We start from the raw sequence: 14742 nt of genomic DNA on the forward strand, positions 1-14742 counted from the left end.
TCAAAATTAGTTTGCGTTTATCAACAGATAGCGCAAAAGAGCGCGGATTATAACCAATAAAAATGTGATTGGAATCTCTTTTTCCATTTTTATCAAAATTAAACTTGAGTTGTTAAAGAACTGTTTTTTATGCGTGTTGCAGTTGTTGTTAACACCTTTCTTTTTTGTACACTTTGCTGCTTTAGGCTCCAGTATTCATGCTTTTACCCAATCTCTTCCTGCTAGTGCCCCTACAAACCGTGCTGTCATCACATCATTGCAATTAATTTTAAATTATTTCTGTGGTTAATTTTGTGTAACAAAATAAATCAAATTGGACATTAATCGCCACAACCCTAGAAGGGACTTAGTTTGTTGAATTTATGAATGTTAATTGATTGTTAACATGGTGCTTTATGTTTCTTGCTGGTTACAATTTGTTCGTTTTTTGGGCTTGTTTTGTCCGTAAAAAGTGGGAAAATAGTCTGCAAACTGAGATTTCAAATTTGAAAGGATGCGTTTCTAGTCTACTAAGAGGCAAGTGTTATGAAACTATTTTTAATTCTACTGATGTCGATTACTGGTGGTGTAGCAGCCGCTGATCATATTCATTCTTTCTTATTCGGTTTCTACATTGCAGCACTTGCAGTGGGAAGTTGCTACTGGCTTGCATTCCGCAGCACACGTTTCCCTCAGTTGGCTCTAGTGCTTCTACTGTGTGGCTTCTTTGCTAAAATCGCGGTAACAGTGGTAGGCGTGTCTTGGGGTATCTCTAACGATATTATCCAGTCACCATTCATCTTCTCATTGTCTTACCTATTCTTCTTAGTGGTTGTGTCTTACGTGTGGTTCTCTTACCGCGATAAGCTGACATTAAAGAAACGTGAGAAACAGATTGAAGAGTCTCGCAAGCAAGCTGCAGCATAGTTAAAAACAGATTTTCAAAAGCCTTCTTCGGAAGGCTTTTTTGATCCTGCGAGATTTTATTTGGCCGCAGATAAAAGAAACCCCAGTATGGCGACATACTGGGGTTTCTTGTTGTCGAGCCTGAAATGAAGAGCGTTTTACTTTTTCATCATCTTCGCTAGGTCAGCAAACGGGTTATGTGTAGCCGTTTGGTGGTCATCTAAACGCGCTGTGGCATCGACACCGTAGCGTTCGTGGTCTGTGTATTTAGAATGTTCATGATCGTGACAGTAAAGGCACAATAGTTCCCAATTACTGCCGTCTTCAGGGTTATTCGTGTGGTCATGGTCGACGTGGTGAACCGTTAGCTCTCTTAGGTTCGAGTAAACAAACTCACGTGCACACTTACCACAAACCCACGGGTAAAGTTTGAGTGCTTTCTCACGGTAACCTTGCTCTTGGCGAGCGTATGCCGCGCTTGAGCCATTGTAATCTGAAGACATTGCCAAATTCCTATTTGTTGTAATCAGTCGATATTATCACAGCTTTATTGAAGCTCTAGAGGTGTTGTCACTAAATGATACTTTGCTTTAACCAACATCAATTTTACGCTGGGCTGGTTTGCGAACGCTTAGACAAAGGGGGCTGTATGTTGGATATGTCTTTCTGGAATAAGGCATGCTTAACAGTTTGAAAAGAAAACGCATTGAGGGGTTTTAACCGAGTAAATGTGACCTAATATCTGTTGGTAAGACCCTATACTAATAAGGAAATATCATGTCAGAACAATACACACCACCTAAAGTGTGGGTTAACGATGCTGCCGGTGGTAACAAGTGGGCAAATATTAATAGCCCTGAATCTGGCGCTCGATTCGACAAAGATCTGGCTGTTGGTGAACATGCTTTGCAACTCTACTCTCTTGGCACACCGAATGGCCAGAAAGTGACGATCATGCTTGAAGAGCTACTAGCCGCCGGTGTGAAAGAAGCTGAATATGATGCGTACTTGATCAACATTGGAGAGTCGGATCAATTCTCTTCTGGTTTTGTTGGTGTAAACCCTAACTCGAAAATTCCTGCTTTGGTCGATAAGTCTGGCAGTGAAGATGTGAACGTTTTTGAATCGGCTTCCATTCTGGTTCATTTAGCTGAAAAGTTTGGTCACTTCTTACCGAAAGAGGGTGCAGCTCGTTCTCAAACGTTTAACTGGCTATTCTGGGCACAAGGCTCAGCCCCATTCCTAGGCGGTGGTTTCGGTCACTTCTACGCTTACGCAGATGAAAAGCAAGAGTACCCAATTAACCGTTTCGCGATGGAAGCTAAGCGTCAGCTAGACGTACTGGATAAGCAGCTAGCAAACAGTACCTTTGTCGCTGGAGAAGAACTGACTATCGCTGATATGGCGATTTGGCCTTGGTATGGCAACCTAGTGCTCGGCAACCTTTATGACGCCGCTGAGTTCTTACAAGTTGAGTCTTACACCAATGTCGTTCGTTGGGCGAAGTTGCTAGAAGCGCGTGAAGGCTTCCAGCGTGGTCGTATTATTAACCGCTCATGGGGCGAAGAGTGGGAGCAAGTACCAGAGCGCCACTCGGCTGAAGACATTGATAACGTGCTGAAACTAAAGCCTTAGTTTTTATTTAAGGTAGATAAAAGCGCCACATATTCTTTTGGAATGTGGCGCTTTTTTGATCCTGTATTTAATCAATCTTAGTCTAATTATTACAAATTCGTAAAGGTGATTTGATTTAAATTGGGATTATCATTAATTTTGTTATAAATATAATGCGCTCCATCAGAAAGATTTTGCCTTTAGGCATGGTGGGTAAGCGAATGTTGAAACAGAAAGAAAAGATTGTTGTGGTTGGCGGCGGCGCTGCTGGCCTTGAATTGGTTACGCGCTTAGGTCGTGATAAACGTTATGATGTGACACTTGTTGAGCCATCGTCACACCACTACTGGAAACCGCGCTTACACGAAATTGCAGCGGGGACATTCGACGAAGAACTCGACGCTGTCAGCTACTTCCAGCATGCATCTTGTAATGGTTACACCTATGTTCAAGCCTCAATGAGCGGCTTAGAGCGTGCTAATAAAGTGATCAAGCTGAATCATTTTAGCGGTACGACACAAGAACTAGAATACGACTACCTTGTTATTGCGGTCGGCGCCATTAGCAATGACTTTAAAACAGAAGGTGTCAGTGAACACTGTCTATTCCTTGATTCAGCAGGGCAAGCACAGAAAGCTTGGCAGGAGATCAACCCTCTACTGAGAGCAAGCAGTCAGCGCAAAATTTCAATTGTTGGCGCAGGTGCAACGGGCGTTGAACTGGCGGCAGAGCTAGCCAAAGTGAGCGCCAAGCTACAGCGCTATCGTCAGGAAGGCAGCCTTGAAATCACTTTGATTGAAGCGGCTGATCGTGTGTTGCCTGCTGGGCCTGAATGCATGTCGAAACGAGTTCATGAAGCTTTGGTAAAACACGGTATCAACGTTAGAACTGGTACTCGAATTCAAAGAGCCGAAGAGGCAAAATTAGTCACTTCAGAAGGTGAGATTATTTCAGCAGATCTGCAAGTGTGGGCTGCTGGTATTAAATGTGCTGATTGGCTAAGTGAATTAGACGGTTTAGAGACAAATCGAATCAATCAATTAGTTGTAGATCAGACACTAAGAACAACCAATGACAACGATATCTTTGTGATTGGCGACAGTGCAGAGTGTCCACAACCCGATGGTTCTTTTGTTCCACCAAGAGCTCAAGCTGCTAACCAAGCCGCGGGTCACTTGGCTCAGCAGTTCAAGCGTTTAGCGAAAGGTAAGGCGTTACAACCCTTTGTGTTCCACGATGGAGGCATGTTGGTAGCGGTTGGGCATGACTATGCAGTCGGCGCGCTGATGAATGATAGAGTGCTTTTGCGTGGTAGATTTGTACGAAACCTTTACGACACTATTTTCCGTTTACATCAAAGAGTGTTGTTTAGTTGGGGACGTGTGACAGCATTGGTCGTATTAAAGAGACTTAAATGCGCGCTAAACCCATACAGTAAAAAGATCTAACGTAGATAGGTTCGAGGCTTACCCTCAGATTGATAAGTAAATGAGCGCCATACATAAGATTATGTATGGCGCTTTTCTTTTGTGCAAAAGGCAGCCTACAACTGCGATACCGCGTAAAATCGTGAGTGCTGATTTGGTTGGCTTATAATATTTAGCTTTAGCTATTGAATGCGGTTTAGGTATAAACTTGCGACATCATAATTCTAAAGGATGGTGCCATGTACCACGGTCATGTTTATTTCCCTCTGCGATTTGCAGAGCAAGCAGAAACACTGCGTCAAAAGATTCTATCTGAGCGTAAAGACGTATTAGAGGTTTTTCCTTTAGTACAACGCTTAGTTGGTCCACATAAAATGCCGATGTTTGAGATTCATTTTGCCAACAAAGAGTCGGGTATCGTGGAATGGCTTGAGCAAGAGCGTGGTGATATGTCGGTTCTGATTCACCCTGTAACCGGTGGTGAAGAAACATTAGACCATACAGTACGAGCGATCTGGCTGGGTCGTGAGCTAGGTGTCTTTGAAGACACACTAAGTAGCTAATTTAGTTTTCGCCCGACAGTGTGCACCTAATCAAAGCATTTGGTTAAGGTAACGGCTGTCGGGTGTGCCAAAGCTCACTAACTTGTAAACCCATCTTACTTCTTGAATAACTAGCTTCTCCAACTATTCCCCAGTATCAGAGACACCGCCACCGAAACACCTAATGCGATTAAAATATTAGGCAAGTTAAATCCCCAAATCGCGACACACACAGCCACAGTAACAATTGCCCACAATAGTGTTTCTAAAATCCAAGTACCCATAACATAACTCCTAACTTGATTGTGCGACTAGCATAACCAAGCGAAGGTAAACATTTGGTCACCATCTGATTCCGATTTCTAAATTCGTTAAAGCACCACTTTAACGCTGAACTCGTTGTCGTGAGTTCCATGAGTAAATCGCCACCCTTGGTTCTGACAAACGCGCTCAATGAGCTCTAGGCCAATACCAAATGAGGTTTGCTGCTCAGAGTCGTGGGTTATGTTTTCATCCTCTAAACGGTTGGTGACCTCAAACTGAGTTTGAGACAGGGTGATACGGATCTCTCCACTTCCGCCGTGTTGGAATGCATTACGGACTAAATTAGTCAGCACGACTTCGGTCAGCTCGCGGGGAAGGGTATGTTCTTCTGGATCAATATTGATTTGGATATCTACTTCTTTGTCTTTTAAAAGGTAACGTTGGCTTTCGATAATGTTACTGATAAGGGGAGTGAGCTTAATCTGTCCATAGTTGGTTTCTATCTCGCTATTACGGCTCATCCAAAGCAGCGTCGTGACCAAGGCTTTCATATTGGTGGCGGAACGTTGAATTCGTGCGATAGCTCGCTGACCGCTGTTCGGAATGTTGTCAGACAATCGAACCAGCATATCCCCACTCGCTGAAATAGTTGCAATCGGCGTTCTTAACTCGTGGCTCGCTGCTCTTAAGAAAAAGCTCTCACGTTCATTGGCTTGGCGTTCACCTTGCACACTCTTAACAAGCTGTAATGCTAATTGGTCGATCTCTTTATATCGAAACTTAGCCAGCCCTTGTGTGTTGTTTACATCAAGCGATTCTGACCATTTTGATAGAGTAATAATCGGTTTGGTGACTCGGTGTATCAAAAGGCGAATGATCAAGAACACCAAAAGTAAAAGTGCACCAATGGCGATAAAGGCGCTGTTTATCTGATTGACGGATTCAGGTGGGTTGAGCTCGAATAGCTTCAGATAAATCCCCTCATCGTACTCAGAAATGATGTACAGCGATTCGTCTGTACCAGAAATTGAATGCTTGGCAGCGTAGAGGTATTGCCCAGACTCATTACTGGCTGGTGAGTCGTAATGTTCATAAATAGCGTCGTTATCAAACGTGTCCCAATCAAAGGCTTGTTGAAATTGAGTCGGAACTTCTGAGTAGCTTAGAAAGGCTTGAAAGGTTGGGTTTTGGTAGCTGGGTAACTCTCCCGTCTCAATGTAACGCTGCTCTGCAACTTCTAGCTCATATAAGAATCCATACTTTGCTGATTCGTTCAGGCCAATATGATAGCTCTGTGAAACCATTAAGCTGTATATGGCGGTAAGTAACACAACAATGCCAAATAGATAGAGGTAGATGTCGCGCTTGATGCTGACTCGATTCACGTTTGCCTGCTTCATGACTGTTCCTCATGTAAGACCACACCAATGCTGTGAACGGTATGTATTAGCTTGGTATCAAAGGGAGCATCGACCACTTGGCGAAGTTTAAATAGGTGCGCTTTCACGCTGTCAGAGCTTGGTATCTCGTCTTCCCAGGCTTCTTCAAGCTTGGCTTTGCTCACCACATTTGGGCTGTTTCGCACTAACATCACAAGCATTCGCCAACACACTGGAGAGAGCTTCAATAGTTTGCCGTCTCTAATAGCTTGGTGCTTATCCAAGTCCAATTTGAGATCGGCTACAGACAAAGTCGTCACCGTACCTTGAGCACGACGAACCAGCGCCATCAATCTCATTTTGAGCTCTTCCATCGCAAAAGGTTTCACTAGGTAATCATCCGAGCCGACTTCGAAACCGGCGAGCTTATCTTGCAATGTGTCTCTTGCTGTCAGCATGAGAATAGGAGTGGTGACGCCTTGTTGCCGAAGTGATTGGCAGACATCGAGCCCATCCATTTTAGGCATGTTGATGTCCGTTAAGATGATGTCATAACGTCCTTCTAAGGCGAGGTTAAGCCCTGCTGCGCCATTGTAGGCAAAGTCGAATTCGAAACCGTCGAGTTCCATGTAGTCCGCAATGGCTTCTGCCAAGTCACTGTCGTCTTCAATCAACAGGGCGTTAATGCTCATAAGTGTCCTTACTTTGTCTCTCGTTCTCGTTTCCAAGCCCAGATAGGCGGCTGAATCAGAAGTTGCAGTCGGTAGTTCCAACTTGGTGCGTGCCATAGCTGTTGGCACAGTTTAACGTAGCCGTGGAAATATACCTTAAATGGGTTCACAGAGTTGATTCTAGGGAACACGCCATATCTGACTTCTTCCTCTTCTCTGGCGAACGTACCGAACATACGATCCCAAATGATGAATATCCCCGCGTAGTTTTTATCCAGGTATTGCTTGTTAGTCGCATGATGCACTCTGTGGTGCGAAGGCGTATTGAACACAGCTTCAACCGGGCGTGGCAACCGCTTAACCGTTTCGGTGTGCAATAACGTTTGGTATAGCTGCACAAAGGTTTCACACATCAGCACGACGAACGGATTAAAGCCGAGCAGAATCAACGGTAAATGGAAAAAGAACGGGAAGAACCAATCCAAAGGCCCAAAGCGATAGGCGACCGATATATTGAAGTAAGGCGAACTATGGTGAACAGAGTGCGTTCCCCACGCTAGGCCGTTGCTGTGCAGGAATCGATGCTCCCAGTAATACGCGAGATCCGCCAAGATCAAGCAGCCAAGAATCGTCCATCCAGATATTGGCAACTGAGTCAGGCTAAAATTCTCGTAGGCATAAACGAACGCACCGACATAAGCTAGGCCGACCAAGAAAACGGTCACCAACAAGAAGATCAGAGTGACAAAGTTAGTCGCGCTGTCTCCCAACATGTTCCAGCTTAGCTTTTTCTTAAAGGCATAGCGGATAAGCTCAAAGATAAATAGAGCGACAGCAAGCAATACAAAATTGTCATCTACCCAAGTTTCGGTAAGGATGATGCTTGTTTCTGAGAAGGTTTGAGAGAGAAAACTCCCAATGCTATCCATAGTGAAATCCATAACCCAATCCTTTACTGATCATTCTTATAATAGACGTATAACTCGCTAGAATCTGGCAACCCATGCTGATTCAATTGGTGGTGCTCGATAACTTTATCTACCTCTTTTAAGATCGCGATCCCTTCCCAAGCTTGTGCTAATTCTTGTTCAGTATGTTCGCCTTTACTAAGTAGAAGCGTACCTTTGGCTTTGTTTGGAATGTGGATTAAGCGATTGTTTTTATTTGATATTGATTGCTTAGTCGGGAAGCCAATAGTGACAGTAGCCTTGCTGAAGTCTGAACTGATGTCCTGATAGATCACGACCACTTTCTGTTGTAGTGCGACCTCCTCATCATTTGCTTCTAGGTTTTGGTAGAAGTCGACCCACATCTCAGGCACATCCTCTAAAGGGATAGTCTTGCTCAAACCTTGCAGGTAAGTCGTATTTGCAGTCGCCTGTGGTTTTTCTTTTGATGACTGTTTCTTTGAGGAGTCATTCGTTGGTGACTGAGCTACTGGTTGCTCAGTTGAGGCATCCGCAATCGCGGGCTGAATATGTAATAGCCCCCAAACTGCGCCAGTAATACCGACAGTCGTGAGTAATGAAGCGAATAATTTCATGCTATTTCCTTGTTTTTCATTTTTCTTATCAAGGACAGTAACGGAGCCAAGGTAAACAAAAGGTAACCGAGCTGGTTGTTGGGCGAGTCTAGCGCCTAATTTTCTAATACAGCAATCTGGGACACTTTTTCCCATGCCGAATTGGTAATACTGACGCCATATTCATTTATGGGCTCAATAATGCTATTCAAACATCCCATCTCTCTGCTAACGATTATTCGGCTTAACCCATTAAAGGTCGCTGCGACTTGGTTAATGGTTCTAGCTGAAAACGTGATGCTTATTTTGCTGCCGTTGTTTATTGGTTATGCCATCGACGGTGTATTAAACCAAAGCTTCCAGCCCTTAGTGATGCTGGCACTGATCCTCTTTGTACTGGTCATTCTCAGCGTGGTTCGCCGTTTCTACGACACCCGTGTTTATGGGGCGATTCGTGTAAAACTGGCGAATATCGTGGAGCGAAACCTGCGTGGCTTATCTGTATCAACCAAAGACGCTCGCCTCACAATGTCGCGTGAGCTGGTTGATTTCTTAGAAGACGATTTACCCGCTTTGATGACGGCAGTAGTGCAGCTTGTTGCGACTGTGGTGATTCTCTCCACATTCCATTTCTCACTGGCGCTTTGCATGTTGTTTGCTGGGCTGTCGATGCTCGCCATCTATGGTTTGTTCCACCAGACCTTTACGCGGCTTAATGGCCAATTTAACGATCAAGTCGAACAGCAGGTTCAACTGTTGAGCGGTGTTCGCTTGTCTGCGCTTCGTTGGCACTTTGAGCGACTTAAACAGTGTGAAATTAAGCTTTCAGATACCGAGGCGATTGTTTACGGACTGATCTTTACCGTGCTGTTTGGCGCAGTCGTGGGCAATTTGTGGATGGTGAGCCAGCTTATTCAGCCGACTGCAGGGCAAGTGTTCTCTATCGTTACCTATTCATTGGAGTTTGTTGAAACCGCAGTGATGTTGCCAATTACGCTGCAAACTCTTTCTCGCCTTACTGAAATCAGTCAGCGACTCAATCATACCTCTGTCCAACAGGCTACCAAGGAGATGCCTTATGAAGTTTAAAAAGCCACTTTCGGTATTAGTCGGTTGTGCGGCTATCTTTGCTGCCTTGGTTGTTGTCGATGAATTGGAACCTGAGGCCGCGGAACCTGTGAAGAAGCAAGCAGTACTGGCACCGGTTTCTGTGTTGGAGGTGACACCCTCACAGCACGAATCGACGTTAACGGTACTCGGCTTAACCGCTGCTCGTTGGCCAATTCAACTTAAAGCGTCGAGTAGTGCGCAACTTAAGTGGCTGAATGAAAACATTGAACCGGGACAACTAGTGAAGAAGGGCGATGTGCTGGCGAGGCTAGACACCAGCGCCGTTGATGCGAACTTGGCGCAAGCGTTAAGTGCGTTAAAACAAGCAGAGCTGGAATTGAAACAGGCTAAGCATGAACAAACTGTCGCTCTTAAAATGCTCAATCCCAAAACAAGTTCGTCCTTTGCGCGCAGAGAACCCCAAGTGCTTGCTGCAAAAGTCAACCTGCAACAAGCCCAACAAGCTTATATTAGTGCGAAGAAGCTAGTCGAAGAGTCAGTGATTACGGCGCCTTTTGATGCGGTCGTCATGAAGCGCCACATTAGCCCGAGAGAGTGGGTAGAGGCGGGGCAAGTGACCTTTGAGTTAGCCGCCAGTGATTCGATTGATATCGAGCTTCCAATATCTGAAATGCATTGGCAACAAGTACAAGCTGCCTTGGTTAAGCCGAGCATTCGTGTCATGAGTCGTTCTGGGAGCCAATGGCCGGCGAAGGTGCGCTATGTGTCGCCTGAAGTGGATTCGGTGACCCGTCAAAGGCAAGTAGTGCTATCGGTTGAAAATCCTTACCAACACAAGCCTAGGCTTTTCCCTAACCAGCAGGTTCAAGCCGTGGTTAACCTCGGTCTACAAGATGATGTGGTAAGCCTACCTTTGAGTGCGATGACCCGAGACGGGTATGTGTGGACATTGGACACAGAAGATCGCCTACGAAAAGAGTCGGTAACGCTTATTGGGCAAGGCAGTCAAGAGCTTGAAATTCGCTTCAATGATCGAAGTGATAAGTCTCGCCGTGTGGTGCAATATCCGCTTTCTTCCATGCTTATCGGTAAACAAGTCGCGCCTAGGTTCAATGGAATCCGTTCTGAAGCCATGCTCGCGGGTAAATCTGATGTCACACAGGTTAAGGAAGCAAACCAATGAGTTGGATGACAAAATGGTTCATTAATAACCCAGTCGCTGCCAATTTGTTGATGATGGCGATTGTTATCAGTGGCGTACTGGCGTTTGGTCAGTTGCGTGTCGAGTCGTTCCCGCAAATTGCACCATCATCAATCAGTATTACTGTGGCGTATCCAGGCGGTACTGCACAACAGATTGATGAGAGCGTGACGCAACGAATCGAAGAGTCGATCAGTGGCATTGCAGGCATCAAGCAGATCACCAGTCAATCGAGTGCTGGCGTGTCTCGGGTCGTGGTACGTAAAACCAGCAGTACAGACTTAGACAAGTTGTTGGATGACATTCGTAACCAAGTAAACGCTATCAATGGCTTTCCCGTGCAAGCAGAAAGGCCACAAGTGGTGCGTAACGAATTTACCAACTTAGCTGCGTTTGTTGTGGTGTCAGGCCCAAGAACCGATGATGAATTACAACCTATTGCTAAGCAACTTGAGCAAGCGCTGAAGAAGAACCCTCAAATTTCCAAGGTCTCAAATTGGGGAACTCGAACGCCTCAGTTGGTTATCGAGCCAGATCCTGATCAACTCAAGGCGCTAGGGCTGAGCTTGGAAGAGCTGGCAGGTTTAGTTGAGCAGCGCTCGCTAGAGTCCCGAAGTGGTGAACTAATTAGTGACAAAGGCCGAATGGTTATTCGTGGTGACGGTTATGCCAATGATTTGCAGAAGCTCAATCAGCTTGTCGTGATTTCGGGAAGTAACGGAAAAATACGCTTGGGAGACATTGCCAAGCTAACCCGTGGCTACCAATACAGCGGCTCTATCGTGCGTAACAATGGCTCTAACGCCATTGCTTTATTGGTGAGTACTAGCCAAACCGACAATCTGCTTAAAGTCAGCGAAGCGATCAGTGAAACTCTGGATGCACAACGTGCGATTCTGCCTTCGGATATTGAGCTGAATACTATGGCTGATATGGCGCCTTACATTGAAGAGCAGCTGTTTCGTTTGAGCGAAAACGCATGGCAAGGCTTGCTAATTGTACTGATTTTGCTTGGGATATTTCTAGAGATTAGGCTCGCGTTTTGGGTCGCGATGGGGATCCCGATTGCGCTGACAGGGACGCTCGCTGCAATGCAGCTTTTTAACTACAGCATCAACGACATCACCTTGTTTGGTTTTATCTTGGTACTCGGTGTGCTGGTGGATGACGCTGTGGTTGTGGGTGAAGCGATACATGAAAAACGGACGCGTAACGCCGGCTATTCTTCTAATGTAAATGGAAAGATAGCCGCTTGGCAGGGCGTGCATTCCGTTTCGGTGGCAACTGTATTTGGTGTGCTAACGACCATTGCTGCATTTTCTCCAATGCTCTGGATTAACAATGAATTAGCCAAGGTGCTTGCTGGGTTTTCGGCAGTGGTGATCTTCGCTTTGATCTTCTCGTTGATTGAAAGCAAATTTATTCTACCGTCACACTTGGCTCAGCTTTCAGTGAAAAAGCCATCTACCAGTATTTTTGCCAAGGTACAGAATGCCGCTCAAGGCGGTTTGCAGTGGTTCAATCTCAACATCTATAAGCCAGTATTAGAGTTTGCACTTGGCTACAAAGTGGCGTCTTTGCTTGGATTTGTGGCGGTTATCTCACTGGCTTATGGCATGTGGTCGAATGGGGCGATTCGAAGTGCGCTGTTCCCTGAAATTCCGGGGCGTTACATTACGGCTGTTATTGAGCTAGAAGATGGTGCGCCGTTGCCACTGCAGCGCCAAGCTTTGCTGCAAGTAGAGCAAGCGATGACTCAGGTGGAGAAAGGCTTAATGGACGATTATCCGTTACAAGAAAAGCCCGTGGTGAACCTGCTTGCTTGGTCTGATGGCTATGGGGAAATTGAAGTCACTGCTGAGCTCACTAATGAATCTTTAAGCTTATTGCCGGGTAACTTACTGCTGAAACGATGGCGCGAAAGTACTGGGCAAATTGAAGGGGCCTATTCGGTCAAATTCAGCGCAGCAGAGGAGCCTGCTGGCGGCACATTCTTAACGATCTCTTCCAACGATCGTGAATTGGCGTCTCGTGTCAGTGAACAGCTAACAGATACTTTAGCGTCCTTAAAAGGTGTTTCGGATGTTTACGATGATGGTCAAGATGGTTTACCACAAGTTCGTTTGGTGCTGAATCAATATGGTCAGCAGCTTGGATTAACTCAAGCCACGCTAGCTCAACTCGCAGGTGAAGCGTTCGGCGAAAGGGAAGTTCATCGTCTGTTAGAAAACGGACAAGAGACTAAGGTATTGCTGCAATACCCAAGAGATGAGCGCAGAACCTTAGCTCAGCTACAGCAAGCCATTATCATGTTGCCGAACGGTGGCAGCGTGATGATGGGGGATATCGCTGAGTTCCGTCACGAGCAAGAACCGCAAGTGGTTTATCGTCGAGACCGAGAGCAAGTGATTAACCTCTACTGGAAGCAAAACCGTGACCTGCAATCACCAGAAAAAACACGTGAGCAACTTGAAGATACGATTGAGTCTCTGCACCTTCAATATCCAAGTGTAACGATAAAAGCGGGTGGTGAATTTGAAGAAATAGGGGAAGTGTCGGATGGCTTTAAATCAGCCATGATTCTGACTCTGCTGATGATCTATATCTTGTTAGCGGTGCCTTTGAAGTCTTACTGGCAACCAATGATCATTATGGCGGTCATCCCGTTTGGATTCGCAGGCGCGATTTTTGGTCACTACTTGATGGACTTGCCGATCAGCATTCTTTCTATGTTCGGCATGATGGCCATGACGGGGATCGTGATTAACGACTCGTTGGTACTGATCACGCGTTTTAATGCTGAATATCGCCAAGGGGTTCCATTACAGAAAGCGCTAGTGATTGCTGGCACCAGTCGCTTGAGAGCGATCTTCTTAACCACGATTACCACTGTGTGTGGCTTGTTACCATTGCTAAGTGAAACTGCGGAGCAAGCACAGTACTTAAAGCCAGCGGCAGTGTCCTTGGTGTTTGGTGAACTGTTCGCCACTGCAGTAACGTTGATTTTGATACCAGTGTTGCTTGGTTTGTTTTGCCGTAAAGCGCCTCAAGTTGAAGATCTAATTGAAAAAGAACCGGTCGAACAAGAACCACATGTACAGACACAGCTCACTTTGGAACGCTCATGATTGATTTTATAAAGGACAAAGACGATAGTGAAGCCAAGCGATCGAACTCGATCAAGTGGAAAGAGACAAGAGCTGTTATGCCTGAGAACAAAGACCGTATGACGCAACAGAGCAAACCTGACTATCACTCGGTACCTGGTTTTAAACTGGTGCCTGAGATTGCGTTGGTGGAATCTTTACCTGAGCACCTTCAAAAGCGCTTTAGCCATGCGCTTAACTTAATGCATGAAGAGTGGGGGGAGCGTCGCACTTGGGAAGAGATAGCAACTGAGAGCGCGATCTCGCCATACCATTTTCATCGTCAGTTTACTGAGCTGTTTAATGAAACGCCGGGGCAGTACCTGAGCCGAGTACGTCTACAGATTGCCGTTAGTTTGTTGATTAATGACGAGCCATGGAGCGTGATTGAGATTGCTCAGTATTGTGGGTTCTCGTCGTCACAATCGTTAGGCAAGGCGCTCAAGCGTGAGCTGGGCGTGACTGCAAAGCACATTAGAGAAATGGGTTACAACGCGACACCAAAAGAGACGGCCGATTTTATCCAGAGGTTGGCGCATCCCGGTGTGCAGTCTTCCATCGAAAAAGAGTTGGTTAAGTCGATGCCGACAGAGTTGGTTTGGTATCCAGAGCGCGGTATGCAGAAGCTCAAACTAGACGATCCAGACTGGGATACTGCGTTTGAAATGTATGGTCTGAAATCAACACAACTCATGGGCACAACACCAATTAAGCAGATGAGAAACAAGTGGGACGACATAGACGCTGAAATCGGTAATTGGCAAGTGGCTAAAGAGCGTTACGATGCGATCATTCCTGAAGGATACTACTTGTGTAGCGATGTTTATCTGGTTTCCGATGTCGCCTACAGCACGGCTTTAGAAGCGCTGTTTAATGCGGTTAAGCAACAAGGCTTACAGTTAGACGTAGACGGATATTTGGTGGAGGTGATTCGCCATATAGATGATGACGATGTGGAAGGGGTGACTTTCTCTTTCCAGCTGCCGGTTTTAACCACACAAGATAGCGAATAATAAAAAG

At 45.7% G+C, this 14742-nt stretch carries 14 protein-coding genes; 8 read left to right on the forward strand and 6 right to left on the reverse strand.

Annotated features, from left to right (window positions below):
• Positions 1–525 precede the first annotated feature (525 nt).
• Positions 526–906, forward strand: a complete 381-nt coding sequence (locus L0991_14260; protein ID XGB64724.1) for an NADH:ubiquinone oxidoreductase — start codon at positions 526–528, stop codon at positions 904–906.
• A gap of 137 nt (positions 907–1043) precedes the next feature.
• Here the strand turns inward: L0991_14260 and L0991_14265 are convergent, their stop codons facing one another.
• Complete coding sequence (locus L0991_14265; GenBank protein ID XGB64725.1) at positions 1044–1388, reverse strand: YajD family HNH nuclease; 345 nt, start codon at positions 1386–1388, stop codon at positions 1044–1046.
• Between the two features lie 274 nt (positions 1389–1662).
• On the opposite strand from L0991_14265, the gene yghU reads away from it, so the two are divergent.
• The 3 genes from yghU (at position 1663) to L0991_14280 (ending at position 4489) form a co-directional block, all read left to right on the forward strand.
• The gene (gene yghU / locus L0991_14270; protein XGB64726.1) at positions 1663–2520 is read left to right on the forward strand and encodes a glutathione-dependent disulfide-bond oxidoreductase; all 858 of its coding nucleotides are present in this window, start codon (positions 1663–1665) and stop codon (positions 2518–2520) included.
• A 200-nt stretch (positions 2521–2720) separates the two neighbouring features.
• Positions 2721–3947 (forward strand): NAD(P)/FAD-dependent oxidoreductase, encoded by a 1227-nt coding sequence (locus L0991_14275; protein ID XGB64727.1) that lies wholly within the window; start codon positions 2721–2723, stop codon positions 3945–3947.
• 218 nt (positions 3948–4165) lie between these two features.
• Entirely contained in the window at positions 4166–4489 is a 324-nt protein-coding gene (locus L0991_14280; protein ID XGB64728.1) for a DOPA 4,5-dioxygenase family protein, read from the forward strand.
• Between the two features lie 110 nt (positions 4490–4599).
• Here L0991_14280 and L0991_14285 read toward each other — a convergent pair whose 3' ends face one another.
• The 5 genes from L0991_14285 to L0991_14305 all read right to left on the reverse strand — a co-directional run bounded on the left by L0991_14285 (position 4600) and on the right by L0991_14305 (position 8325).
• Complete coding sequence (locus L0991_14285; protein ID XGB64729.1) at positions 4600–4752, reverse strand: hypothetical protein; 153 nt, start codon at positions 4750–4752, stop codon at positions 4600–4602.
• 87 nt (positions 4753–4839) lie between these two features.
• Positions 4840–6132 (reverse strand): HAMP domain-containing histidine kinase, encoded by a 1293-nt coding sequence (locus tag L0991_14290; protein ID XGB64730.1) that lies wholly within the window; start codon positions 6130–6132, stop codon positions 4840–4842.
• Positions 6129–6803 (reverse strand): response regulator transcription factor, encoded by a 675-nt coding sequence (locus L0991_14295; GenBank protein ID XGB64731.1) that lies wholly within the window; start codon positions 6801–6803, stop codon positions 6129–6131. The genes L0991_14290 and L0991_14295 overlap by 4 nt, the downstream gene beginning before the upstream one ends.
• An 8-nt stretch (positions 6804–6811) precedes the next feature.
• Entirely contained in the window at positions 6812–7723 is a 912-nt protein-coding gene (locus L0991_14300) for a sterol desaturase family protein (protein ID XGB64732.1), read from the reverse strand.
• An 11-nt stretch (positions 7724–7734) separates the two neighbouring features.
• A complete protein-coding gene (locus L0991_14305) occupies positions 7735–8325 on the reverse strand; it encodes a hypothetical protein (GenBank protein XGB64733.1) in 591 nt (196 codons plus the stop codon).
• Between the two features lie 180 nt (positions 8326–8505).
• Between L0991_14305 and L0991_14310 the strand changes: the two genes are divergently transcribed.
• From L0991_14310 to L0991_14325, 4 genes are read left to right on the forward strand one after another with little or no spacing between them, the layout of a single operon-like run.
• Positions 8506–9393 carry an ABC transporter six-transmembrane domain-containing protein gene (locus L0991_14310; GenBank protein XGB64734.1) on the forward strand — a complete coding sequence of 296 codons (888 nt, stop codon included), beginning with the start codon at positions 8506–8508 and terminating at the stop codon, positions 9391–9393.
• Positions 9383–10558 carry an efflux RND transporter periplasmic adaptor subunit gene (locus L0991_14315; protein XGB64735.1) on the forward strand — a complete coding sequence of 392 codons (1176 nt, stop codon included), beginning with the start codon at positions 9383–9385 and terminating at the stop codon, positions 10556–10558. The genes L0991_14310 and L0991_14315 overlap by 11 nt, the downstream gene beginning before the upstream one ends.
• The gene (locus tag L0991_14320) at positions 10555–13704 is read left to right on the forward strand and encodes an efflux RND transporter permease subunit (GenBank protein XGB64736.1); all 3150 of its coding nucleotides are present in this window, start codon (positions 10555–10557) and stop codon (positions 13702–13704) included. Before L0991_14315 ends, L0991_14320 begins: the two co-directional genes overlap by 4 nt.
• The gene (locus L0991_14325; protein XGB64737.1) at positions 13701–14735 is read left to right on the forward strand and encodes an AraC family transcriptional regulator; all 1035 of its coding nucleotides are present in this window, start codon (positions 13701–13703) and stop codon (positions 14733–14735) included. Before L0991_14320 ends, L0991_14325 begins: the two co-directional genes overlap by 4 nt.
• Positions 14736–14742 lie beyond the last annotated feature (7 nt).

Origin of the sequence: Vibrio chagasii, assembly GCA_041879415.1 — a bacterium.
Classification (GTDB): domain Bacteria; phylum Pseudomonadota; class Gammaproteobacteria; order Enterobacterales; family Vibrionaceae; genus Vibrio.